The organism is Massilia sp. BGA-UO-ETr-WB1, from assembly GCF_059567845.1.
Window position 1 is genome coordinate 937,145 of sequence record NZ_JCAQOT010000027.1, and the last position, 20,624, is coordinate 957,768.

Sequence of the window (20,624 nt, forward strand, 5' to 3'; positions counted from 1 at the left end):
CGCCTCTCAGGTGCCGGGAATCACGCGTTGCAGCAGCCGTGTGCAGACGTAGGCCAAGCCGCAGGCGAGCAGCAAACCAACGCCGCCGCCGGCCGATGCGAGGACCATGGCGTCCAGCAGCGAGGTGGCGGCGATCAGTTGGCCAACTGCGCTTGGTACGTCGCCTGGTTTGCGCCGCACCAGCAGCCGCACCGCAGCGACGTTGGCATAGCTCAGCGCCAGCATGGGCAAAACCGCCAGCAGCGACGCCGACGCCAGCGAGGCCTGCACGTAAAACAGTATCGGCAGTGCCAGCATGGCCAATGGCCAGTAGCGTTCCACGCGGTCCAGCGCCTCCTGCTTGGCGGCGTAGGTCAGGCCGGCGATATGCGCCAGCACGGCGACGGCGGCCGCCGCCAGCGGCAGGCCCATGCCCGCGCCGGTTCCCGCCGGCGATCCGCTGGCCGCCGCAGCGGCGGTCAGGTACACCAGTGCGCGGCACAGTCCCATGATCAGCGGGCTGCAAGGATTGCCCTTGTGCCAGATGTCGTACACCACGATGGTCACGGCCAGTACGATGCCGGCCAGCGCGGCCTCCGCGCCGCATAGCGTCAGCGCGGCCATGCCCAGCGCCAGCAGCGTGAAGCCGATGCCGAACACCGTCACCGCGCCGATGTCGCCGGACGGAATAGGACGGCCCGGCCGCTCACGCGCGTCGATGGCGCGGTCGAACGCATCGTTGAGATACATGCCGGCCACGTAGAACGCCGAGATGGCCGCGCCGACGATCAGCATGCGCGGCTGCGCGGCGGCGGCAGTCCCGCCACCGAGCACGGTGCCCGCCAACACATTCGTCCACACGGTGGGCAGGTTGGACACGCGGCCCAGCCGCAGATACACGCCGAGCGGTGGCATTTTGCGGATCACACTATTCATGGCGCCAGCTCCTTGATGACAAATTCCAGTTCACGCGCGATCGCTTCGGCCTTGCCGGTGCTGCGCAGGGCCGGCGGCAGCACGTCCCATGTATAGGTTTCCACTTCCAGATGCGGCAGCTGCGCCATGGACGGCAAGGCTTGCAGCACCGCGCTCAGTGGCTCGCGCGTCGATCCCAATGCGCCATATCCAGCGAGGAAAACCGGCACGTGGCAATGTATGCGCCACTCGCCCTGCGCCTCGCCGCGCAGGAACGCGGCCAACGCCTCGGGCAGGTCGTCGAAGCGCTGCAAGCCGGCGTCACCGCGCACCACTACCTGGTGCAGATAGACGCCGTCTTCCAGCGCGGCCACCGCATCGACCAAGCCCGCGTGCATGCGTTCGATGCGCAGCGCGCTCGATAGCTGTATCTTCGGCACGGCGATGCCGGCCGCCGCCAGCTTGCGCAGTCCTTCCACCGGGTCTTCGAATTCCACCGCCGCGTGGCATACGTCGTAGCACACGCCCATATGGCGTTGCAGCAGCTGGCGCGCCTGTCCCCGTTCGACGCCGGCGAGCGCGGCCATCATGCCGCAGGCGTCCGCGTTGAACAGGCCGGCGGCGAAGAATTCCAGCGTGTCGTCCACCGTCTCCAGCATGCAGGCCGGTTCCGGCTCCAGCGCCAGGGCGATGCGCTTGCCGGTGTCGCGTTCGAGGATGGCCAGTTCGGCCGCCGTGCGCACCAGCTGCGCGGCGATCGATGCACGGTGGGCCGGCGCCGAGGCCTCGCTGCGGAACGCGCCAGGCACCGTGGAGATGCTGCCGTCCACACCGGGCGGCAGAAGCTGCGCCAGTATGCGGGCGGCGCGCACTGTGTAGTCCAGGCGCGCCGGGTCGCGCCAGTCCGGCAGATACACCTGCTGCTTGACGCGCGTGCCGTGGAACGGGCCATACGGGAAAGCGTTGATAGTGAAGACGTAGGCATCCAGCCGCGCCAGCTGCGCCTTGAACGCGTCGATGGCTGCCGGCGCGCCCAGCGCCTGCACGGCGCGGCCCGACAGGCGCAGGCCGATGCCGAAGGGCAGTCCCGCCGCACGCGGGGATGACAGGCCGCTGCGGATCGCCGGCACATATTCATCCAGGCTAGCGCTGACCTCGTCCCAGCCCTCGCCGGCGTGGATGTTCGTGCAGTAGCTCAGGTGCAGTGCCCGCTCTTGCAGCTTCAGACGCATGCGCTCTCCCCTCTTTTCCGGTCCAGCCAGCGTATCGCGGCCTCGATCAAACCGCTGTCCATCCAGTGCACCTCGACGCCGGTGCCGATGGCGGATAGCAGCGTGATCGTCAGCTCGCCGCCCAGATGTTCACGGAACTCACGCAGGCCGTCGAGAACGATGAGATCGCCGTCCGCGTGGCGCACCGCCAGCTGTTCATGCCACAGGCAGAACCCCAGCCGCGTGAGCAGGCGGTGCACCCGCACGTCCTCGCCGACCGGCAGCAGCCCGGCCAACACCGAATAGCGAGCATCCAGCGCCAGGCCGATGGCCACCGCTTCGCCATGCGAAAGCGCGTGGCCACTCATCCTTTCCAGCTTGTGCGCCGACCAGTGGCCGTAATCCAGCGGACGCGCCGAACCGCGCTCGAACGGATCGCCCGCGCCGGCGATCTGGCGCAGATGCAGGGCCGCCGAGCGCTGTATCAAGGCGGCCAGCGGCGCGGCGGCGAATTGCGCCAGCGCGCCCGCCTGCTGTTCCAGCGAGACGAAGAAGGCGCCGTCGCGTATCAGCGCGACCTTGACCGCCTCGGCCATGCCGGCGCGTTTTTCGCGCGCCGGCAGCAAGTCGATCAGGGCGGCGTCGTTGATCACGCCCCACGGAGGGCTGAAGGTGCCGAGCAGGTTTTTCTGGCCGTGCCAGTTGATGGCGTTCTTCACGCCCACGCCGCTGTCCCCCTGCGCCAGCACGGTGCTGGGCATGCGGATATGCCGCACGCCGCGATGGAAGATGCTGGCCGCGTAACCGACCGTGTCCAGCAGCGCACCGCCGCCTACCGCCAGCACGTAGGAATGGCGGTCGATGGCGCGTTCGGACATCACGGCCAGCAGCCGTTCCAGCATAGCGGAATCGTTCTTGCAGCCTTCGCCGCCCGGTACAGCGACCACTTCGCCGACCAGGTCCAACGACGCGGCATGCGCTTGCGCGTAGGCCGCGATGTTCGCGGCCAGTTGCGGCATCGCCGCCAGCACGCCTTCGTCCGCGAACACGGCGATGCGGTGACGCCGATGCGGCTCGCGCAACGCCAGCATGTCGCGCAGGTGCGGATTATCCAGCGCGAACGCGTCGCGCGTGAACACCACCGGCAGCGCGTAGCTGACCGTAAAGCTGTGATCCTGCCATTCGCCGGCGGCGGCCGCTTGCGGTACGGAGCTCATGCGCTCCCCTGCGCCGGCGCGCGCGTGAGCATGAACGGCGGTGCGGCGATCACGGCGGGCGTACTGGCGCTGGCCGGGAACTGCATCACTTTTTGCGCCACCAGCTTAAGTTCATACATGATGCCCAGCGCGGAGTTGAGCGCCTCCGGATGGCCGTTGAAGACGGTATCCAACGCGTTAAGCAGGCGCTGATAGGTGGCGTAGAACTGCTCGCCGGCGATATACGCGCCGCTGCCTGGTGTGTAGTCGCTGAGCGCGGCGTTTTCCTTCAGCGCGTAGACCATGGACGCATCGAGCGGCACGGCCTCACCGCTGTACGACCAGCCCGACGGCGCGCCGGCGTCGCGCTGCAATCGTCGGCCGTGAAAAATCTCGCCGAACATGAAGTAGTGGCCGTAGCCGCCGTCGGCGTCGAACGGCGAGAACTCCTTGCCCACCGGCGTGCCCTCGCCCTGCGCGATGATGGTGTTAAGCGCGGCTGCGGCCGATTCGAGGTCGAAGACTTTGCCGTCCGCGTATGCGCTGCCGGTGGGCGGAAACCACTTGGCGATATCGACTTGCCGCTCCAGGCGCGGATGCTCGAAACAGCGCTTGCCCTCTTCCTGCAAACGCGCGAGCGCCGCGATCACGGCCTGGTAGAAATCCCCGATCGAGCCATATTCGCCCGGCTTGCTCGGCGGCGGATTCGGTTCGCTCTCGCCCGGCAGGATGTCTTCGGAGTCCGGCTTTTCAATCGCCATGAGCACGTCGCGCACCTGCTTGACGGTCAGCGCCGCCAGCTTGACTGTGAGTCCGTCGTCGATCGACAGCGGCAGCGTACCGGGAAACCGCAGCGCCGCGCCGGCGGCGGCGATGCGCGGCGTGCCGCCGATGGCGATCAGGGCATTGCAGGCCAGCGTGAGGTGCAGCATCTCCTGCACCACCACGGCCTGCACCAGCGCGCCCGCCTCACGGTTGCTGTTTTGCTTGAGCGAGAACGAGGCGGTCAGATACACCGGTATGGTGGCCAGCTCCAGCTGCACCGCCTGGGCCAGCGACTGGCGCACGTCGTCCAGCTGGTCCGTCCCGGCCAGCGCCGTGAGATATTTTTCGCTTATCCGTATCATCTGGCTTTCCTTGTCTGGAGTATCGGCGCGCTCGTCAAGCGGGATTGCTGCGCGATTTGCCGGGCAGCGGCGCCGACGGTGCCGCCAGGGCCTCCGGCTGCGGACGCAACGCCGCGGCGCCGCGCGTCGGACAGCGCTTGCCGAACATGGCCAGCGTGTTGCTCCCCCGGCCCTGGGTCGCCAGCACCTGGTCGAAGTAGGCGATCAGGCGCGCGCGCCTGGCCGACGACAGATCGCGCGTGACCGGCATCTGGTCCGGGTCGTCCTCGCTCTTGTCGAGCACATAGCGCAGGATGAAGGCGTTGGCGTCGGCCTGCTCCTTCACCGAGAAATCGAACAGGCCCTGGCTCATGACCGGATACAGGTCGGCGTACTGCTTGAGGATGGGCTGCACGTCGTCCCAGGTCGGCGACGGGCAAGGCGGCTGCGTGCTGAACACCACCACGGCCAGCCGGTCGTAGGGCTGCTGCACCGCCGGATCGTTGCCGGCGAAGTTGTAGCACACCGTGTACAGCTGGCCGTCCATGTATTCGCGCGGCGTGCCCATGTAATCCGGCCCTTGCAGACACACGTCCGCCTTGCCCGCCGCGTTGGTGACCGGCCGTTCGGGATGGATCCTGAGCGCGAAGGCCGGCACGTTATTCACCGGCAGCAGCGCCCTGGGCTGGGCCTTGGCCGAGGCGCTGACCGGCGTGTTGGCCATATCGACCGCGGGCGCCGACACCCAGAAAGCCAGCTCCGCGCCGGCGATCGGCACGCCGTAGCGCGCGGCGTAAAACGTGGTGCCGGCGTGCTTCACGCCGCCGTCGTTGGCGTCGAGCCGGAAGGTGAAAGTGTCCGGCCGCAGCTCGCGGCCCAGCAGCGCCTCGCGCAGCTCGATAACGGCGTTGCCGTGCTCGTCCGGTTCGCGCACCAGCGCCAGTGGCAGATCGTTCATCTTCTCGCGCACGGCCGGCGGCAGCGCGATCGCCTGGATGCCGGACTGGTTCAGTTGCAGCGCGCCACTGCCCTGCTCGTAGGCGGCGCTGAAACAGCCCAGGCCCTGCGAGCTGGCCACGTCCAGCGCGGCATTGGTGGTGGTGGGCATGAAGCGCCGTCCCAGCACGAAGGAACGCGGCTCGTCCGCGTGGGACGGCCCGATGGCGCCGAGCAGCGTGCCGTAGCCGAAGGTCGGCTGGCCGTAATTGGTGTTGTAGCCATAGGTGCTCAGGCGGATCGAGAGATAATCGCGCTCGCCGGCTTCGCGCAGCTGGTCGAAGAACGGGCTGTCGAGGCCGTCCAGCTGCCAGACGATGTTGCTCAGGCGTGACTGGAACATGGCCGAGGCGCCCATGTCGCCCTTGCCGTTGCAGCGCGCGAACCACAGGTCGCGGAACGGGTTGGGCTCGTAGTCGGCGTGCATCACCACGCGTCCGTCCGGCAGCGCCAGCGACACGCCCAGGCCGTAGAGGTTGGAGGCCAGCTGCCAGTCGGGATCGAGATCGACCAGCTTGCCCGAGGCGCGGCCCGGCGCGTTGCCGACGATGAGGCCGAGCACGGGGTCCAGCCCCGGCGCGCTCTGCACCTCGCCGGACCGGCCGACCACGCTGCGCACCGCGCAATCCTGGAAGCGGAAGATGCCGGTGCCGACCGGGTTCCACCAGCCGTTGTAGTTCCCGCCATCCTGCAGGTCCTGGAAGTTTTTCTCGAAATTGTTGCTGTCGAAGTGGCGCGGGTCGTTGTTGACGGTCGAGACGTCGGCCTGGAAACGGCCGGAAAACGCCAGCCGGGGCAGATGCAGATAACTCATGCGATCTCCTCAGATTTTTTGGTATTCGTAGCTCGGGCCGACCGTCTGCGGCGAACCGGGCGACACCGGGGTTTGCATCAGCGCCACCGCTTCCAGGCGCAGGCTGTACATCACGCCGATGGCGGTGTCGAGCGTGTCCGGCGCGCCGTTGAAGCAGGCGTGCAGCGCGCGCAGCAGGCTGTTATAGGTGTAGTTGAACTGGGTGAGCCGCGTGTGCGCCTGGGTGCCGGGATGGAAGTCGGCCAGCTTGCAGTTGGGCTTGAGCGGATAGACGTCCTCTTTGTCGAAGGGTATCGGCGCGCCGCCGTAGACGTAGCCGCCGCCCTCCTTCGGGATCAGGCGCCGGCCGGCTTCGATCTCGCCGAAGCGGTAGTAATGGGCCAGCGTGTCGCCGCTCTCGAAAGGACTGGTGCTGGTGCCCTCGCCCTGCAGCACGATGATGTCGATGGCGCGGCAGGCCGTGTCCACGTTCACGATGGGGAACAGCTGGTCTTCCGGGAACCATTTGCCGCGCACCACCTGGCGCGCCACCGAGTGCGGATCGAAGGCGTCGTCGCCCAGTTCGGTCAGCTTTTGCTTGAGCGCGTCGTAGAACTGGCCGATGGTGCGGTAGTCCTCCTCGTCGGAGAACAGTAGCGATTTTTCCACCGGTATCGGATGCTCCGGCTCCTCTATGACCATGAAGGTGTTCTTCACCAGCGGGATGGAGAACGCCTCGATGCCGACCAGAAACTCGGCGCCGCCGATATGCATCGGCAGAGGCCCCGGATACTCTGGCACGAAGCCGGCCTTGTCGATCTGCGGTTTGCCGCCCAGCGCGATCAGGATATTGCAGACTATGCACATGTGCAGCATTTCCTGCCCGGTGATGGCGCGTATCAGCCCGGAGATTTCGTGGTTCCTGACGGATTTGAAGGACAGCGCGGCGGTCAGGTAGGGCGGAATGGTCGAGTGCTCCAGCTCGATCGCGTGTTGCAGCGAATCGTATAGATCGGCGCGGGTCGCGGCGGTCAGCACTTGGTCGACATAGAGGCTTTGCAGCTTGATCATGGCTTACTCCCCAGCACGGCGACGCGGTTCATCAGGTAGGAGGTCTTGCCGGCCGTTTGCAGCGGTCCCAGCGTTGGCGGCGCGGCGACGGCGGCAGGCGGGGTGGACGCGGCGCGCAGCACCGTCTTGCCCGGCGGCGCCACGCCCTTCAGAGGAAGGCCGTCGGCGCCCGGTACGCGCAGCCACCTGAGTATCATGTCGCGCTTGGCGTCCGACAGGTCGCGCGTGACCGGCATGTGGTTCGGATCGCTGCGCGGCAGCGAAAAAGCCATGTCGAGGATGCGCACGTGCGGGATCACCGATTCGTAATCGCCCAGTTCGATCAGGTGGCGGCTCATGATCGGATATAGGTTGGCGTACTGCTTGAAGATCGGCCGGATGTCGGCATACCAGGTCGGCTGCGCGGGCATATCGATGCGGTCGAAGGCCAGCACGCTGATGAAGTTCCAAGGATTGCTCGGCACGTTCGACGGTTGGCCGGCGATGACGTAGCCGATACCATAGAGCTGGCCGTCGAGATAACCGCGCGGATTGCCCGCGCCCTCCGCCGGCGCACGGATCGGCAACACCGCCTTGCCGTCCGGGCCGCTGTCCACATGCCACGGGTAGGTCGGCTGGAAGCCGACGTTGATCGGCGGATCGGTGGGATCGCCGCCCAGCATGCCCGCCGTTTGGACCAGCAGCAGCCGCGCCGCGTGGGGCTTGCCGAAGCGCGAAACGTGAAAATCGACATGGACGGTCTGATCGGGATCGAGGCGGCAGACGAAATCGTCCGAACGCGCGTACAGGCCGTTGATCGATTCCTGCACCACCACCTGGTAGGCCGGCGCCGCGCCGGGGACCACGGGCGCCGGCGTCAGCAGCAACAGCGGCCGGTCGGCGATGTGCTCTGCGGCCCAGGCGCCGGCCGCGCCGTAATCCAGGTCGACGATGCCGGCGGTGGCGTGATACCAGTCGTGCTGCTGAGCCGGCTGGTCGCGGCGGTAATCGACCTCGCCCAGGATCTCGACCTCAGCCGCGGTCACCGTGTCGAGCACGCCGGGCGCATCGATCTTGGCCAGCGCCAGCAACAGCTGGCCGACATCCTCGAAGCCGCCGTCGGCACTCTTGATCGGCAGGCAGTTGCCGAAATCCGCGCTCAGGGTGCGGTTGGCCTCGTTCACCACGCAGGTAAAGTCATACACGCCATGGGGCGGCACGGTCGGGTTGGTCAAGGCGTTGGTCATCTGGCGGCCCACCACGAAGTGCTTGGGCGCGCCGCGGCGATACGGGCCGATGCTGCCCACCACGTGGCCGAGCGTGTAGCGGGGAATCGCCGGATCACGGCCGTAGCCGTAGACATTCATGTTGATCGACAGGCAACCATCGTCGCTGGCCTCGCGCAAGGCGTGCAGCAGCGCCGAGTCATGCGCCCCGGGCCAGTCGACCTGGCGCAGCACCGAGTGGTAGACGGCGGCCAGTTGCTGATCGCCGAACACGCCGGTCTGCTGGCGCCGCCACAGGTTGATGAAGGCCGCCGTCTCATACTCCCCGCTGAACAGGGCGCCGGACGCGGCGTCGGCCAGCCGCACCCGCATGCCCCAGATTTGCGACACGGCCTGCTGTTCGGGATCGAGATCGACCAGCTTGCCGGACACGCGCTGGCTGGCGTTGTCGAGCACCATGCCGATCACCGGATCGTCCTGCGGCGTGAGCAGCTCGCGCTTGCCCAGGCGGCCGCCGCTCACTTTGCAGTCGATCAGGCGGAACGAGCCCGTCCCTTCCGGATTCCAGCCGCCCAGCACCACATGGCCCCCGCCGGGCGGATATTCATCGGGCCACTGGTATTCCGGCTTGAAGGTGTCGTTGTCGTAGTACTGCGTGGTGTTGTTGATGGTCGAGACATCGGCCTGGAAATAGCCGAAGAAATTCATGCGGGGGACATCGAGATAGCTCATCAGACCGCTCCCTGGGGTTGTGGTGGATCAAGCTCGGATGGAACATTTACATGACAACGGATCGCCTGATTTAAAAAGCGAGCGTAGCGATCTGAAATGGCGGCGCAGGTATCGGAGGGATGGTCTTACATCGCTCCAGATAATGAATCTCTTTCTGGCTTGAATAGAGATAGCCGCACGGCTGATAATAGCGATAAAAGTACTTCCCGGAATAAACCATTTCTTTATCGAAATTCTTTAATTCCCAGGGTGGGCTCCCGGCGGTACAGGGACATAATGCGCAGTCTGTATATTCAGCCCCAATGGCAGCGACGCGAAGAGCCGGATTGCAAGCCGCATGCAGCTGTCCTAATAAGGTCCGGTCAGGGTATTTCATAAGCAGCATATTCATTAATAAAACATTGGAGTAACTAGCAAATTGCAGTAATTCGGATTGTTGTTATCAACATTGCAAAGTACCAAAACTATACATTTGATTTTTTTTAGAAAATACGCACATTGTCACAATCGCCCAAAGTGTAATAAAAATGCGACAACTTGTTTTTTGTTGCGTATTTAATTTAAATTAATGGAAAATAAGTCCGCCATTGCATCGGGTTTTCAGGCCGCAGTCCTACTCATACGGAAAAGGATGAATATGCAACCGCTGCTTGTGTTAAATATCGTCGGACTCACGCCTGGCCATCTCGGGCCGCTGACGCCCCACCTGAGCGCGCTGGCGGCCGCCGGTTCCATGCGTCCGATGACCAGCATCACCCCGGCCGTCACCTGCAGCGTGCAAGCGACTTTGCTGACCGGCGCCCTGCCCTCCGAACACGGCATCGTCGGCAACGGCTGGTACTTTCGCGACCTGGCGGAAATCCTTTTCTGGCGCCAGTCCAACCAGTTGGTGGCCGGCGACAAGCTGTGGGACAGCGCCAAGCGGCGCGATCCCAACTTCAACTGCGCCAACCTGTTCTGGTGGTACAACATGGCGTCCAGCCACGATTTCGGCGCCACGCCGCGTCCGATCTACAAGGCCGACGGCCGCAAGCTGCCCGACTGCTACACCAAGCCTCCATCCTGGCGCACCGAGCTGACGGCGCGGCTGGGCGCTTTTCCGCTGTTTCATTTCTGGGGGCCGGCCACCTCGATCGCCTCCACCCGCTGGATCGCCGAGGCCGCCAAGCTGTCAATGGCCGAACAGAACGCCACGCTGACGCTGGCCTATCTGCCCCATCTGGACTACGACCTGCAACGCCACGGCCCGGACCCTGCGCATCCCGCCGTGGCGCGCGCGCTGCGCGAAGTGGACGCGGTGGCCGGCGACCTGATCGCCCATGCGCAGAAGGCCGGCCGGCGCGTGCTGGTGCTGTCCGAATACGGCATCACCGAGGTGGACCGGGCCGTGCACCTGAACCGCCATCTGCGCAACGCCGGCTATCTGGCGGTGCGCGTGGAGGATGGCGCGGAGCTGCTGGACCCGATCGCCTCGCGCGCCTTCGCCGTCGCCGACCACCAGATCGCGCATATCTACGTGGCGCAGCCGGACGATATCGAACCGGTGCGCCGTTTGCTAGCCGACATCGACGGGGTGGAGTCGGTCTGGCGCGGCAACGAGCGCGCGCAGGCCGGCCTGGACCACCCGCGCTCCGGCGAGCTGGTGGTGATGGCCGACGCGCACTCCTGGTTCAGCTACTACTACTGGCTGGACGACGCGCGCGCGCCCGATTTCGCGCGCACCGTCGAGATCCACCGCAAGCCCGGCTACGACCCGGCGGAGTTGTTCGTCGATCCTGCGATCCGCTTCCCCAGGCTGGCCGTGGCCAGCCGCCTGCTCAAGCGCAAGCTGGGCCTGCGCGTGCTGATGAATGTGATCGGGCTGGACGCCACCGTGGTCAAGGGCTCGCACGGCCGCCCGGTCGACGATCCGCAGGCCGGCCCGCTGATCATGGCCGATTGGCCGACGGCCTTCGCGGCCGGTCCGGTGGCCGCCACCGAGGTCAAGGACATCGCGCTGGGCGTGATCTTCGGCGCGGAGAATGCGCAACATGCACAGGAACAGGCCCGCCCGGCCGCGGCGGCGTGAACACAAGGCAGTTCTTCACTTTCTGGAGACGATATGTATGAACGTAACGACACCCACCAGCGCTGGCTGGAAGAGACCATCGCCGCCGTCGACGGCGTGGCCGGCACCGTGCACGTACTCAACGGCACCGGGCTGCGCCTGAGCGCGGCATTCCGCATTCCGCCGCCCGTGATCGCCCACGTGGCCGATCTGCCGCGCGGCAAAGGCATGGCCGGCATCGCGCAGACCAGCGGCAAGGCCGTGCAGACCTGCGACCTGCAGACCGACAGCAGCGGCAACATCAAGCTGGGCGCGCGCGCGGTCGATGCGCAGGCCGCCATCGCGGTCCCGCTCGGCGGCGCGGACGGCGAGGTGGTGGCGGTGGTCGGCATCGCCTGGGCCACCGCCGGCGTGGTCACGCCCGAGATCGAGCAGGCCATCCGCGACCGCGCGGAGGCGCTCGAACAGCTGCCCACGGCCCACTGAGCGCGTCCGCCCCCGCACTGTCGCCCGGCACGCGCCGGCCCCGCGCCTGCGCCACCTTGATGCAACGATGATGGAGAGAGCGATGATCCTGTTAAACCGCGCGCTGCTGCCCTCGCCCGAGGGCACGTTCGAAGAGCGCCTGCACAAGCTGCGCCACACGCTGCAACAGGCGATCGAGCTGGAGCATTCGACCATACCGCCGTACCTGTACGCGCTCTACTCGATCAAGCCGGGCTGCAACCTGGAAGTGGCCGCCATCATCCGCTCGGTGATGCTGCAGGAGATGCTGCACATGGCGCTCGACTGCAATGTGCTCAACGCGATCGGCGGCGCCCCCAAGCTGGACGACCCGAACTTTTTGCCGCACTATCCCGGCCCCCTGCCCGGCAGCGTGGACGCCAGCCTGATCGTGCCGCTGGCGCCGCTGTCCAAGCAGCTGGTGTACGAAGTGTTCATGGCGATCGAGGAGCCGGAAGACCCGCTGCATTTTCCGCACCTCCCGCTGCTGGCGGCGCAGCCGGAAAACATCACCATCGGCATGTTCTACCAGGGCATCAAGGATGAGATCGCGGCCCTGTGCAAGCTGGGCAACATCTTCACCGGCGCGGCCGCGCTGCAACTGACCACCGGCTTCGGCGCCCTGCGAACCATGGCGGTGACGGACGAGCAATCGGCGCAGGCCGCGATAAACCTGATCGTGGCGCAGGGCGAAGGCAGTCCGACTTCCCCGCTGGACCCCGAACACGAACTGGCGCACTACTACCGCTACGAAGAAATCTACTACGGCCGCAAGCTGATCGAGAATCCCTCGCCGCTGCCGGACGCGCCGCCGTGGGCCTACGCCGGCCACGCCATCGCCTTCGATCCGGCTGGAGTCTGGCCGGTGGTGACCAATCCGCAAGCCAGCGACTACGACGAAAAGCCGCGCCTGCGCAGCCTGAACGACACCTTCAACGCCGGCTACACGCGCATGCTGCAAGAGCTGGAAAAGGTCTTCAACGGCCGGCCGGACCACCTCGCTCCCGCGCTACTGGCGATGCAGGCGCTACGCCAGCAGGCCATGGTGCTGATGAGTAGCGAAATCGTGCCCGGTATGACCGCAGGCCCGACCTTCGAGTACACACCCGTGCCGGCGGCCGCGCAGCCGGTGAAGGAGTTCGCATGAAGCCCGGCAACTGGTCGATGTTCCATGGCGACCAAGCCCACACCGGCCTGGTCGAAGGCAGCCGCATCGGCCGCCACACGATAGCGTCCCTGACCCTGCTGCACGATGTCGAGATACCCGGACCGGTGCTGTCGGTGCCGGCGCTGGTGGACGGCTATATGTACGTCGGCCTGGCCAACAACCACGACCTGCCGGGCGCCAACGGCGGCAAACTGCTCAAGATCGAACTGGCCAGCGGGGCCATCGTCGCGCAATTCGAATGGGCCATCGATCCGGCCGACGGCGATTCGCACGGCTTCATGGGCATGGGCTGCCCCCCCGCCGTCAGTGGCAGCCTGCTGTATTTCAGCGCCTTCAACGGCAAGTTCTATTGCCTGGAAACGGGCGGCCTCACGCTGCAATGGGTCACCGACCTGCGCAACGCGGACAGCGCCCATAACCAGCCGGTGACCAATCCCGGCGTGGCCGGCTATCCGCCGGCGGCCGGCTGGAGCTCGCCGGTGGTGGTGGACGCCAACGGCAGCGTCTATGTCGGCATGGGCGAAGGAGAAAATCCCGGTTGCTACGGCTTCGTCTACAGCCTGGACGCCGGCAGCGGCGACATCAACTGGATCTATTGCACCTGCCAGTATGAGGAAGGCGTGCCCAACCTGCCCAACGTGCTGCCGCCGGACGCGCTGCCGGCCGATCCCAAGGCGCCGTTCTCGCGCGGGCCGTGCAATCCCGCCATCCGCGGCGGCTCGGTGTGGTCCTCGATCGCCTACGACGACAAGCTCAACCGCCTGTATTGCGCGACCGGTAATCCCTCGCCCGATTCGGCCCTGCCGTCGAAGGGCTTCTCCAACGGCATCCTGGCGCTGGACGCGGCCAGCGGCGCGTTCCGCGGCTTCTTCCAGCCGCCGCCGGAGAGCAGCTACCGCGCCACGGATGTCGATGTGGACTTCGGCGGCTCGCCCACGCTGTACACCGTCAACGGCCGCCGGGTGGTCGGCGCGGGCTGCAAGAACGGCGGCTATTTCGTGCTCGACGCGGCCACCATGGAACTGCTGCGCTGGCGCCAGTTGCTGCCCTACTATAATGACGGCACCCAAATCCCCAGCGTCGATCCGCACGTGGGCCCGAACGATGCGCGCCTCGATCCGCTGGTGCCCAACTACGTCTCCGACGACGAGGACCAGGAGAATTATTCCGGCACCTACAGCACCGCCGCCGTGCACGCCGATCTGGGCCGGCTGTACATCGGGGTGGGCGGCAACAACTACCACAATGTCGAAGCCGGCATCGATTACAAGACCACGCCCTTCATGCGCGCGCTGGACTGGGAAACCCTGCAGGACGCCTGGGAGATGGACCACAGCAATCCGCGCCTCTACATCGAGGCCCAGCCGCCGATGTACCGCACGCCCGGCGAATCGGGCCTGAGCTCGCCGGTAGTAGTCAACGACCTGGTGTTTTTCGCCACCTCGAAAATCGCCCTGTACGGTTTCGACGCCTACAGCGGCCGCATGCTGTGGCAGGACCAGCTGGGCCAACAGACCGGCGGCATGAACGGCGGCTACGGCTATTGCCTGGGCCCGGCGGTCTCGGGCGACTACCTGGTGGCCGGCGCGCTGGTGTTCGGCCGGGCCGGCGGCGTGCTGCGCATCTACGGACTGGCGCCCGGCGGCGCTCAGGTGAAGGCGGCGCCATGAGCGTCGACATTGTCGTGTTCGGCGTGCTCGCCGGCCTGGACAATCTGCAAGTGTGCTCCTCGCTGGGCCTGCTGCCGCTGGCGCGCCGCCGCCTGCATCTGCTGGCGGCCTGCTTCGGCGCCAGCGAAATCCTCGGCGCGGTGGCCGGGTTGCTGCTCGGGCATGCGCTGTTGGCGACCTTCTCCGGTTTCGTCAACCGCGCCGCGCCGCTGCTGGTGCTGGCCTGCGGCGCCGCCATCCTGTTCATGGCGTGGCGGCGCGGATGGGTGGCGGAAGTGGTCGAGCAGCCGGCCTTCCTGTTCGGCCTGCCGCTCACGCTGAGCCTGGACAATCTGCTGGCCGGCACCGGTATCGGCCTGAGCCAGGCGCCGCTGCTCAGTTCGGCCGTCGCGATCGGCTGCATCAGCGGCGCCATGTCCTGCCTGGGCTTGTACGCCGGGGCCTGGCTGCGGCGCTTCTTGCCGGCGCGGGTGGAGCTGCTGGTCGGCGGCTACCTGTGCTTCCTATCGATACGCACGGTTATGATGGATACCAATTGAGATGCAGCCCTTTGTCGATCACCTCAACTTCCCCACCAGCATCGCGCTGGACGACGCCGACACCATCTACATCGCCGAATCGGGCCTGCCCTTCGGCGGCGCGCCGCCCGGCGGCAGCGTCTCGCGCATCGGCGCTGACGGCGCCAAGACCGTGCTGCTGCAAGGCCTGCGCGCGCCGGTCAACGGGCTGACCTGGCATGCCGGCGCGCTGATCGTCTCCGAGGGCGGCAATCCGGGCCGCATCAGCCGCTACGACCTGTCGACCGGCGAGCACAGCGTCATCATCGACGGCCTGCCCGGCTTCGGCAACTACCACACCAACATGGCGCTGGTGGGGCCGGACGGCAAGCTGTACTTCAGCCAGGGCGCCATGACCAACAGCGGCGTGATCGGCGCCGATTCCAACGACCTGGCCTGGCTGAAAAAAATCCAGCACAACTATGACCTGCCCGGCTACGACATCACGCTGGCCGGCTTTGCCGCCACCACCCCGGCCGTCGAAGGCGCGCCCGCTGAAACCGCGCGCACCGGCGCCTTTACCTCCTGGGGCACGGTACTGCCCGAAGGCACGCGCGTGCCGGCCTGCCTGCCGTGCACCTCGTCGGTGATGCGCTGCGACCTCGACGGCGGCAAGCTGGAACTGGTGGCATGGGGCGTGCGCAACGGCTTCGGGCTTTGCTTCCTGGCCGACGGCCGCTTGCTGGCCACCGACCAGGGCGCCGACGCGCGCGGGGTGCGGCCGGTGTCCGAGTGTCCCGATTTTCTGTACCACATCGAACCGGGCGCCTGGTACGGCTGGCCCGATTACTACGGCGGCACGCCGGTCACCGATGAACGCTTCCGTGCGCCGGACGGTACGCTGCCCAGCTTTGTGCTGAGCGAGCACGCCAGCCTGCCGCCGCCGCGCCGGGCGTTGCTCGATTTCGACGTCAACGCCTGCGCGGTGAAGCTGGCGCAGATCCCGGCACATTTTCCGGCCCATGTGGGCGACCTGGTGGTGGCGCAGTTCGGCGACGAGCGGCCGATGACCGGGCCGCCGGGCCGCACCGCCGGCCGCAATCTGGTGCGCGTGTCGCCGGCCGACTGGTCGCTGCATCCCTTGCCGCCGCTGCCGCTGAGCCGGCCGATCGACATCGTGTTCTGCGCCCACTCGGCGACGGCTTACGTGGTCGACTTCGGCCACTTCGAATTCCGGCTCGACAAAAGCATCGCCGCCACCGCCGGCAGCGGCCGGGTGTGGAAACTGCCCGCAAACTTTATGGAGGAAAGTCCCATGGCCGAGGTATCGTTCGAACGCGACATCGCTCCGCTGTTCCGCCAGTTCCGCGCCTCGATGATGTGGCGGATGGACCTGGCCAAGTATGAGGATGTCATGAGCAACCACAGCGCGATCCAGCAAAACATCGCCAACGGCGGCGGCATGCCGCCGCCGCCCTATCCACCGCTCACGGCCGAGCAGATCGCCCTGTTCGACCAGTGGATCAAGGCCGGTTTCCCGGCGTGACAAGGCATGAACAGCCGTACGCGGCGGTAGCTGGCCTGGTTGGCGCCGCGACGAACCCGCACTAACGCCGATGTCATCAAGCTGTCAAGAAAGTTCGATATTATTCGAATTGTCGTTGCGATCGGAAAATTTGGCGTAATATTTCGATCATCGTAAAACTATCGAATTGAGTGAGCAAGATGGAAACCAAAGACATTCTGGCGGCGCTGGCGGCACTGGCGCAGGAATCGCGCTTGAGCGCCTTCCGGCTGCTGGTGCAAACCGGTCCGCAAGGGCTGGCGGCGAGCAGGATCGCCGAGCATCTGGACATGCCGCCGTCGTCGCTGTCGTTCCACCTGAAGGAGTTGGCCCACGCCGGCTTGGTGACGGCACGCCAGGACGGCCGCTTTGTCATCTACAGCGCCAACTTCGACACCATGAACGGCTTGCTTGCCTTTTTGACCGACAACTGCTGTGGCGGAGCCAGCTGCGCGCCCCCCTCCGTGACCGCTTGCGCGCCAAAGAAGGCACTGGCGTAACAGCCGGCACTGGCGTAACAGCCGGCCCGTCAAATTTACACCCCAACAGGAATCTCTCATGAACGTACTAATCCTTTGCACCGGAAACTCCTGCCGCTCCATCTTGGGCGAAGCCACCTTCAACCACCTGGCCCCTGAAGGCTGGCACGCCGTCAGCGCGGGCAGCAAGCCGGCCGGCTATATCCACCCGCGTTCGCTGGCCCTGCTGGCGCGCGAGGGGATCTCCACCGAGGGCTACCACAGCAAGTCCTGGGACAATCTGCCGGTCACGCCGGACATCGTCATCACCGTATGCGGCAGCGCCGCCGGCGAAGAGTGCCCGGCCTACCTGGGGCCGGTCATGCGCGCGCACTGGGGTGTGGAAGACCCTGCCCACGCCACCGGCACCGATGAGGAAATCGACGCCTCCTTCATGCACGCCTACCGCACGCTGCGCGCGCGCATCGAAGCGTTCTTCGCGCTGCCGCTGGAAGAGTTGAAGAAGGATCCAGCGCGCATGAAAGTCGAGCTGGACCGCATCGGCACCCTGCAAGCCTAACCTGGAGAGCATCATGAGCGAGAAGACTTACAACGTGCTGTTCCTGTGCACCGGCAATTCGGCGCGCAGCATTATGGCTGAAGCCTTGCTGAACGGCGCCGGCAGCGGCCGCTTCCGCGCTTTCAGCGCAGGCAGCCACCCCGCCGGCGCGGTCAATCCATTTGCCTTGGAACAGATCGCCGCCATCGGCTACACCCCGGGCGACTTGCGCAGCAAATCCTGGGACGAGTTTGCCGCCGCCGGCGCGCCCGTCATGGACTTCGTGATCACGGTGTGCGACAAGGCGGCCGGTGAAGTCTGCCCATTCTGGCCCGGCCAGCCGGTCACCGCGCACTGGGGCTTCCGCGATCCCGCAGCGGCCGTGGGCTCGACTGCCGACATCCGCCACGAATTCGCCACCGTCTGCCGCGAGATCAAGACGCGCCTGGACATCTTCCGCAGCCTGCCGCTGGAGAAGCTGGACAAGCTGGCCCTGAAGCGCGAATTGGACAAGATCGGCGAGGTACAGCCATGAGCCTGGCCCGGCGTCTGGTGGCCGAAGGCCTGGGCACGGCGCTGCTGCTGGCGGTGGTGGTCGGCTCGGGCATCATGGCCGAACGCCTTGCTGGCGGCAACGTGGCGATAGCGCTGCTGGCCAACACCATCGCCACCGGCGCCGGGCTGGTGGCACTGATCCTGATGTTCGGCACCATCTCCGGCGCGCACTTCAATCCGGCCGTGACCTTGTCCGAAGCCTGGCAGAAGAACGTTCCGACCCGCGAGGTGCTGCCCTACATCGCGGCGCAAGTTGCCGGCGCCTTCGCCGGCGTGGCGGCCGCCCACGGCATGTTCGGCGAGGCGCTGTTCTTCGCCTCCGAGCATGCGCGCACCGGCCCGTCGCAGTGGTGGAGCGAATTCGTGGCGACCTTCGGGCTAATCGGCGTGATCATCGGCTGCTCGCGCAGCCGGCCGGCCATCACCCCGTTCGCGGTGGCGGCCTACATCACGGCGGCGTACTGGTTCACCGCGTCGACCTCGTTCGCCAACCCGGCCGTGACGCTGGCGCGCAGTGCCAGCAACACCTTCGCCGGCATCCGCCCGACGGATGCGCCGGGCTTCATCCTGGCCCAGCTGGCCGGCGCCACGGCGGCGACGCTGGTGTTTTGCTGGCTGTACCCGGCGACGCCGGCCAACGCAACGGTGGCCGGCACGGTGGCCCCCGGCGACTTTGCCCCCGCACTGGAGGACCGGCAAGCATGACCATTCCTGACCTGGAACGTCACCCAGTGGCGCCTGGGGCCATTTTGACCTAGATCAATCAATCTTCAAGTACGAATCGGTAGGATGAACCTTGTCACCATGTCTCCTTCAGCCGTGGTTTGATCGACATTTCCTGGAGAAACGCATGAACTCGTTCTATACCCTACCGCTCGCACTTGCGCTGAGCGCGCCCAGCTTCGCGTTCTCGCCCGAGCCACCCCAGCATGAGGAGCATCATCCGGCAGCCTCCGCGCCGGCCAAGGCGCCGGCGAAGCCAGCCGTTGATACTGCGAAGATGGACGCGCATATGAAAGTCATGCGCGACATGCACGAGAGGATGATGAATGCCAAGACGCCGGAGGAGCGCAAAGCGCTGATGGCCGAACACATGAAAGCCATGCGGGAAGGCATGGCGATGATGGACGGTATGATGGGCGCGGGCTCCTCCGGCCCCAAGGCCATGTCGCCGCAGGCGATGCACAAGCAAATGGACATGATGAAAGCGATGATGCAAATGATGCTTGACCGTATGGATGCCGCCACGCCACCGGGCAAGTAGTCTTATCGGCTTGTCCCGCATCGGCACCGGACCCGGGCGCTGCTCGAGTTCGGGCCGGCAAGCTTTCCGTCGGACTCGCCATCGCGATGGCCCGGCTCGCATGTCCGCCGTCCGGCCGGGCGCGCCCGGCCACTCAGGCATTGGCGTCGGTGCGCCGTCCGAGCCGTGGCACAAAGGCGGGGGTGCGGTCGCGGTAACGCCGGTACTTCTCGCCGAACTCCTTCAAGGCCCACAATTCCTCGTTGCGCGCCAGCCGGGCATAGGCGAATACCAGGATAGGAAACATCAACAGTGTCACCAGCGTCGGCCACTGCAGCAGGAAGCCAAACATGATCACGACGAAGGCCACATACTGCGGATGCCGGATTCTGGCGTACGGACCGCTGGTGGCCAGCGCGTGCGTGCGCTGCGCGCGGTACAGCACACTCCACGAGCTCGACAGCAGGAAAAAGCCGGCAATGATCAGGATGTTGCTGGCTAGATGGAAGGGCCCGAAATGCGGATTGATCCGCCATCCGAACATGGTCTCCAGTAAGTGTCCGGCATCGTGCGACAGGAAATCGATGCCTGGGAAACGCTCGGACAGCCATGGCATCAACACGTAGATTGTCAGCGGAAAACCGTACATCTCTGTAAACAGCGCCACCAGAAAGGCCGAAAAGGCGCCGAAGGAGCGCCAGTCACGCGGGCTCCGCGGCCTGGCGAAGCTGAACGCGAAAACGATGAAAACCAGCGAATTGATGATGACAAGCGACCACAGGCCGTAGGCCGGCGCGGCGTTGGAATGATCCATGATGAAGCTCCCGAGTGGTTCTAACGATCGTGGTGTTCCCACGTGGCGCGCCCGGCAGCCGGGTCGCGATTCGCCTCCGGCCGCCCCCTCTCCTCTTCGGCCTCGCCGGCGTGGTGATGCCGATGCCCGCCATGGTGGTGAAACAGATGCATCAGGGGACATGCGGCCAGAAGCAGGTACGGCAGGGCTGCTAGCAGATGGTCACGGTGCTCGGTATACAGGAAGTAGGAGGCGACGAGGGCGAAGCCCCAGAACACCCATCGCCCGGCCGAGCGGCCGCGTGCGTTGGCATGATTGCGAGATGGCGTATCCATAATGCCTCCAAGGCGTGTGAGTATCCG

The 20,624-nt window shown here is 66.1% G+C and carries 20 protein-coding genes; 11 read left to right on the forward strand and 9 right to left on the reverse strand.

All coding sequences use genetic code 11. The features are described 5' to 3' along the window. Positions 1-6: 6 nt before the first annotated feature. From AC56DV_RS30950 to AC56DV_RS30980, 7 genes are read right to left on the reverse strand one after another with little or no spacing between them, the layout of a single operon-like run. On the reverse strand, positions 7-915 hold the full coding sequence (locus tag AC56DV_RS30950; protein ID WP_496318032.1) for a UbiA family prenyltransferase: 909 nt from the start codon (positions 913-915) through the stop codon (positions 7-9). After that, entirely contained in the window at positions 912-2,126 is a 1,215-nt protein-coding gene (gene eboE, locus AC56DV_RS30955; protein ID WP_496318033.1) for a metabolite traffic protein EboE, read from the reverse strand. Before eboE ends, AC56DV_RS30950 begins: the two co-directional genes overlap by 4 nt. After that, positions 2,117-3,322 carry a 3-dehydroquinate synthase gene (locus tag AC56DV_RS30960; protein ID WP_496318034.1) on the reverse strand — a complete coding sequence of 402 codons (1,206 nt, stop codon included), beginning with the start codon at positions 3,320-3,322 and terminating at the stop codon, positions 2,117-2,119. Before AC56DV_RS30960 ends, eboE begins: the two co-directional genes overlap by 10 nt. Next, positions 3,319-4,428, reverse strand: a complete 1,110-nt coding sequence (locus AC56DV_RS30965; protein WP_496318035.1) for a ferritin-like domain-containing protein — start codon at positions 4,426-4,428, stop codon at positions 3,319-3,321. Before AC56DV_RS30965 ends, AC56DV_RS30960 begins: the two co-directional genes overlap by 4 nt. Before the next feature lie 34 nt (positions 4,429-4,462). Continuing rightward, the gene (locus AC56DV_RS30970) at positions 4,463-6,217 is read right to left on the reverse strand and encodes a hypothetical protein (RefSeq protein WP_496318036.1); all 1,755 of its coding nucleotides are present in this window, start codon (positions 6,215-6,217) and stop codon (positions 4,463-4,465) included. A gap of 9 nt (positions 6,218-6,226) precedes the next feature. Then, positions 6,227-7,267 (reverse strand): ferritin-like domain-containing protein, encoded by a 1,041-nt coding sequence (locus tag AC56DV_RS30975; RefSeq protein WP_496318037.1) that lies wholly within the window; start codon positions 7,265-7,267, stop codon positions 6,227-6,229. Beyond that, a complete protein-coding gene (locus AC56DV_RS30980; protein WP_496318038.1) occupies positions 7,264-9,204 on the reverse strand; it encodes a hypothetical protein in 1,941 nt (646 codons plus the stop codon). Before AC56DV_RS30980 ends, AC56DV_RS30975 begins: the two co-directional genes overlap by 4 nt. A gap of 637 nt (positions 9,205-9,841) precedes the next feature. On the opposite strand from AC56DV_RS30980, the gene AC56DV_RS30985 reads away from it, so the two are divergent. From AC56DV_RS30985 to AC56DV_RS31035, 11 genes are all read left to right on the forward strand, one after another. Continuing rightward, positions 9,842-11,272 carry an alkaline phosphatase family protein gene (locus AC56DV_RS30985; protein ID WP_496318039.1) on the forward strand — a complete coding sequence of 477 codons (1,431 nt, stop codon included), beginning with the start codon at positions 9,842-9,844 and terminating at the stop codon, positions 11,270-11,272. Between the two features lie 33 nt (positions 11,273-11,305). Next, a complete protein-coding gene (locus AC56DV_RS30990) occupies positions 11,306-11,737 on the forward strand; it encodes a GAF domain-containing protein (protein ID WP_496318040.1) in 432 nt (143 codons plus the stop codon). Between the two features lie 82 nt (positions 11,738-11,819). Further along, positions 11,820-12,902, forward strand: coding sequence for a ferritin-like domain-containing protein (locus tag AC56DV_RS30995; RefSeq protein WP_496318041.1), 1,083 nt, complete (start codon positions 11,820-11,822; stop codon positions 12,900-12,902). Then, on the forward strand, positions 12,899-14,593 hold the full coding sequence (locus AC56DV_RS31000) for an outer membrane protein assembly factor BamB family protein (protein WP_496318042.1): 1,695 nt from the start codon (positions 12,899-12,901) through the stop codon (positions 14,591-14,593). The genes AC56DV_RS30995 and AC56DV_RS31000 overlap by 4 nt, the downstream gene beginning before the upstream one ends. Then, the gene (locus AC56DV_RS31005; RefSeq protein ID WP_496318043.1) at positions 14,590-15,132 is read left to right on the forward strand and encodes a manganese efflux pump; all 543 of its coding nucleotides are present in this window, start codon (positions 14,590-14,592) and stop codon (positions 15,130-15,132) included. Before AC56DV_RS31000 ends, AC56DV_RS31005 begins: the two co-directional genes overlap by 4 nt. A 1-nt stretch (position 15,133) precedes the next feature. Then, on the forward strand, positions 15,134-16,636 hold the full coding sequence (locus AC56DV_RS31010; RefSeq protein ID WP_496318044.1) for a PQQ-dependent sugar dehydrogenase: 1,503 nt from the start codon (positions 15,134-15,136) through the stop codon (positions 16,634-16,636). Positions 16,637-16,815: 179 nt separating this feature from the next. Further along, complete coding sequence (locus AC56DV_RS31015; RefSeq protein ID WP_496318045.1) at positions 16,816-17,154, forward strand: ArsR/SmtB family transcription factor; 339 nt, start codon at positions 16,816-16,818, stop codon at positions 17,152-17,154. Positions 17,155-17,212: 58 nt separating this feature from the next. Next, positions 17,213-17,692 carry an arsenate reductase ArsC gene (locus AC56DV_RS31020; RefSeq protein WP_496318046.1) on the forward strand — a complete coding sequence of 160 codons (480 nt, stop codon included), beginning with the start codon at positions 17,213-17,215 and terminating at the stop codon, positions 17,690-17,692. A gap of 13 nt (positions 17,693-17,705) precedes the next feature. Further along, a complete protein-coding gene (locus AC56DV_RS31025) occupies positions 17,706-18,206 on the forward strand; it encodes an arsenate reductase ArsC (RefSeq protein WP_496318047.1) in 501 nt (166 codons plus the stop codon). Further along, positions 18,203-18,931, forward strand: a complete 729-nt coding sequence (locus AC56DV_RS31030) for an aquaporin (RefSeq protein ID WP_496318048.1) — start codon at positions 18,203-18,205, stop codon at positions 18,929-18,931. The genes AC56DV_RS31025 and AC56DV_RS31030 overlap by 4 nt, the downstream gene beginning before the upstream one ends. A gap of 145 nt (positions 18,932-19,076) precedes the next feature. Continuing rightward, positions 19,077-19,490, forward strand: coding sequence for a hypothetical protein (locus tag AC56DV_RS31035; RefSeq protein WP_496318049.1), 414 nt, complete (start codon positions 19,077-19,079; stop codon positions 19,488-19,490). Positions 19,491-19,623: 133 nt separating this feature from the next. On the opposite strand, the gene AC56DV_RS31040 is transcribed toward AC56DV_RS31035, so the two are convergent. Next, on the reverse strand, positions 19,624-20,283 hold the full coding sequence (locus tag AC56DV_RS31040) for a methyltransferase family protein (protein WP_496318050.1): 660 nt from the start codon (positions 20,281-20,283) through the stop codon (positions 19,624-19,626). A gap of 20 nt (positions 20,284-20,303) precedes the next feature. Continuing rightward, positions 20,304-20,597: a DUF2933 domain-containing protein gene (locus AC56DV_RS31045; RefSeq protein WP_496318051.1), complete on the reverse strand. Its 294-nt coding sequence runs from the start codon at positions 20,595-20,597 to the stop codon at positions 20,304-20,306. Positions 20,598-20,624: the final 27 nt, after the last annotated feature.

What these genes read in the sequence shown, in the direction of transcription:
- AC56DV_RS30950 (WP_496318032.1), bottom strand. Translation starts at nt 915, where the DNA reads ATGAATAGTGTGATCCGCAAAATGCCACCGCTCGGCGTGTATCTGCGG.
- eboE (WP_496318033.1), bottom strand. Translation starts at nt 2,126, where the DNA reads ATGCGTCTGAAGCTGCAAGAGCGGGCACTGCACCTGAGCTACTGCACG.
- AC56DV_RS30960 (WP_496318034.1), bottom strand. Translation starts at nt 3,322, where the DNA reads ATGAGCTCCGTACCGCAAGCGGCCGCCGCCGGCGAATGGCAGGATCAC.
- AC56DV_RS30965 (WP_496318035.1), bottom strand. Translation starts at nt 4,428, where the DNA reads ATGATACGGATAAGCGAAAAATATCTCACGGCGCTGGCCGGGACGGAC.
- AC56DV_RS30970 (WP_496318036.1), bottom strand. Translation starts at nt 6,217, where the DNA reads ATGAGTTATCTGCATCTGCCCCGGCTGGCGTTTTCCGGCCGTTTCCAG.
- AC56DV_RS30975 (WP_496318037.1), bottom strand. Translation starts at nt 7,267, where the DNA reads ATGATCAAGCTGCAAAGCCTCTATGTCGACCAAGTGCTGACCGCCGCG.
- AC56DV_RS30980 (WP_496318038.1), bottom strand. Translation starts at nt 9,204, where the DNA reads ATGAGCTATCTCGATGTCCCCCGCATGAATTTCTTCGGCTATTTCCAG.
- AC56DV_RS30985 (WP_496318039.1), top strand. Translation starts at nt 9,842, where the DNA reads ATGCAACCGCTGCTTGTGTTAAATATCGTCGGACTCACGCCTGGCCAT.
- AC56DV_RS30990 (WP_496318040.1), top strand. Translation starts at nt 11,306, where the DNA reads ATGTATGAACGTAACGACACCCACCAGCGCTGGCTGGAAGAGACCATC.
- AC56DV_RS30995 (WP_496318041.1), top strand. Translation starts at nt 11,820, where the DNA reads ATGATCCTGTTAAACCGCGCGCTGCTGCCCTCGCCCGAGGGCACGTTC.
- AC56DV_RS31000 (WP_496318042.1), top strand. Translation starts at nt 12,899, where the DNA reads ATGAAGCCCGGCAACTGGTCGATGTTCCATGGCGACCAAGCCCACACC.
- AC56DV_RS31005 (WP_496318043.1), top strand. Translation starts at nt 14,590, where the DNA reads ATGAGCGTCGACATTGTCGTGTTCGGCGTGCTCGCCGGCCTGGACAAT.
- AC56DV_RS31010 (WP_496318044.1), top strand. Translation starts at nt 15,134, where the DNA reads ATGCAGCCCTTTGTCGATCACCTCAACTTCCCCACCAGCATCGCGCTG.
- AC56DV_RS31015 (WP_496318045.1), top strand. Translation starts at nt 16,816, where the DNA reads ATGGAAACCAAAGACATTCTGGCGGCGCTGGCGGCACTGGCGCAGGAA.
- AC56DV_RS31020 (WP_496318046.1), top strand. Translation starts at nt 17,213, where the DNA reads ATGAACGTACTAATCCTTTGCACCGGAAACTCCTGCCGCTCCATCTTG.
- AC56DV_RS31025 (WP_496318047.1), top strand. Translation starts at nt 17,706, where the DNA reads ATGAGCGAGAAGACTTACAACGTGCTGTTCCTGTGCACCGGCAATTCG.
- AC56DV_RS31030 (WP_496318048.1), top strand. Translation starts at nt 18,203, where the DNA reads ATGAGCCTGGCCCGGCGTCTGGTGGCCGAAGGCCTGGGCACGGCGCTG.
- AC56DV_RS31035 (WP_496318049.1), top strand. Translation starts at nt 19,077, where the DNA reads ATGAACTCGTTCTATACCCTACCGCTCGCACTTGCGCTGAGCGCGCCC.
- AC56DV_RS31040 (WP_496318050.1), bottom strand. Translation starts at nt 20,283, where the DNA reads ATGGATCATTCCAACGCCGCGCCGGCCTACGGCCTGTGGTCGCTTGTC.
- AC56DV_RS31045 (WP_496318051.1), bottom strand. Translation starts at nt 20,597, where the DNA reads ATGGATACGCCATCTCGCAATCATGCCAACGCACGCGGCCGCTCGGCC.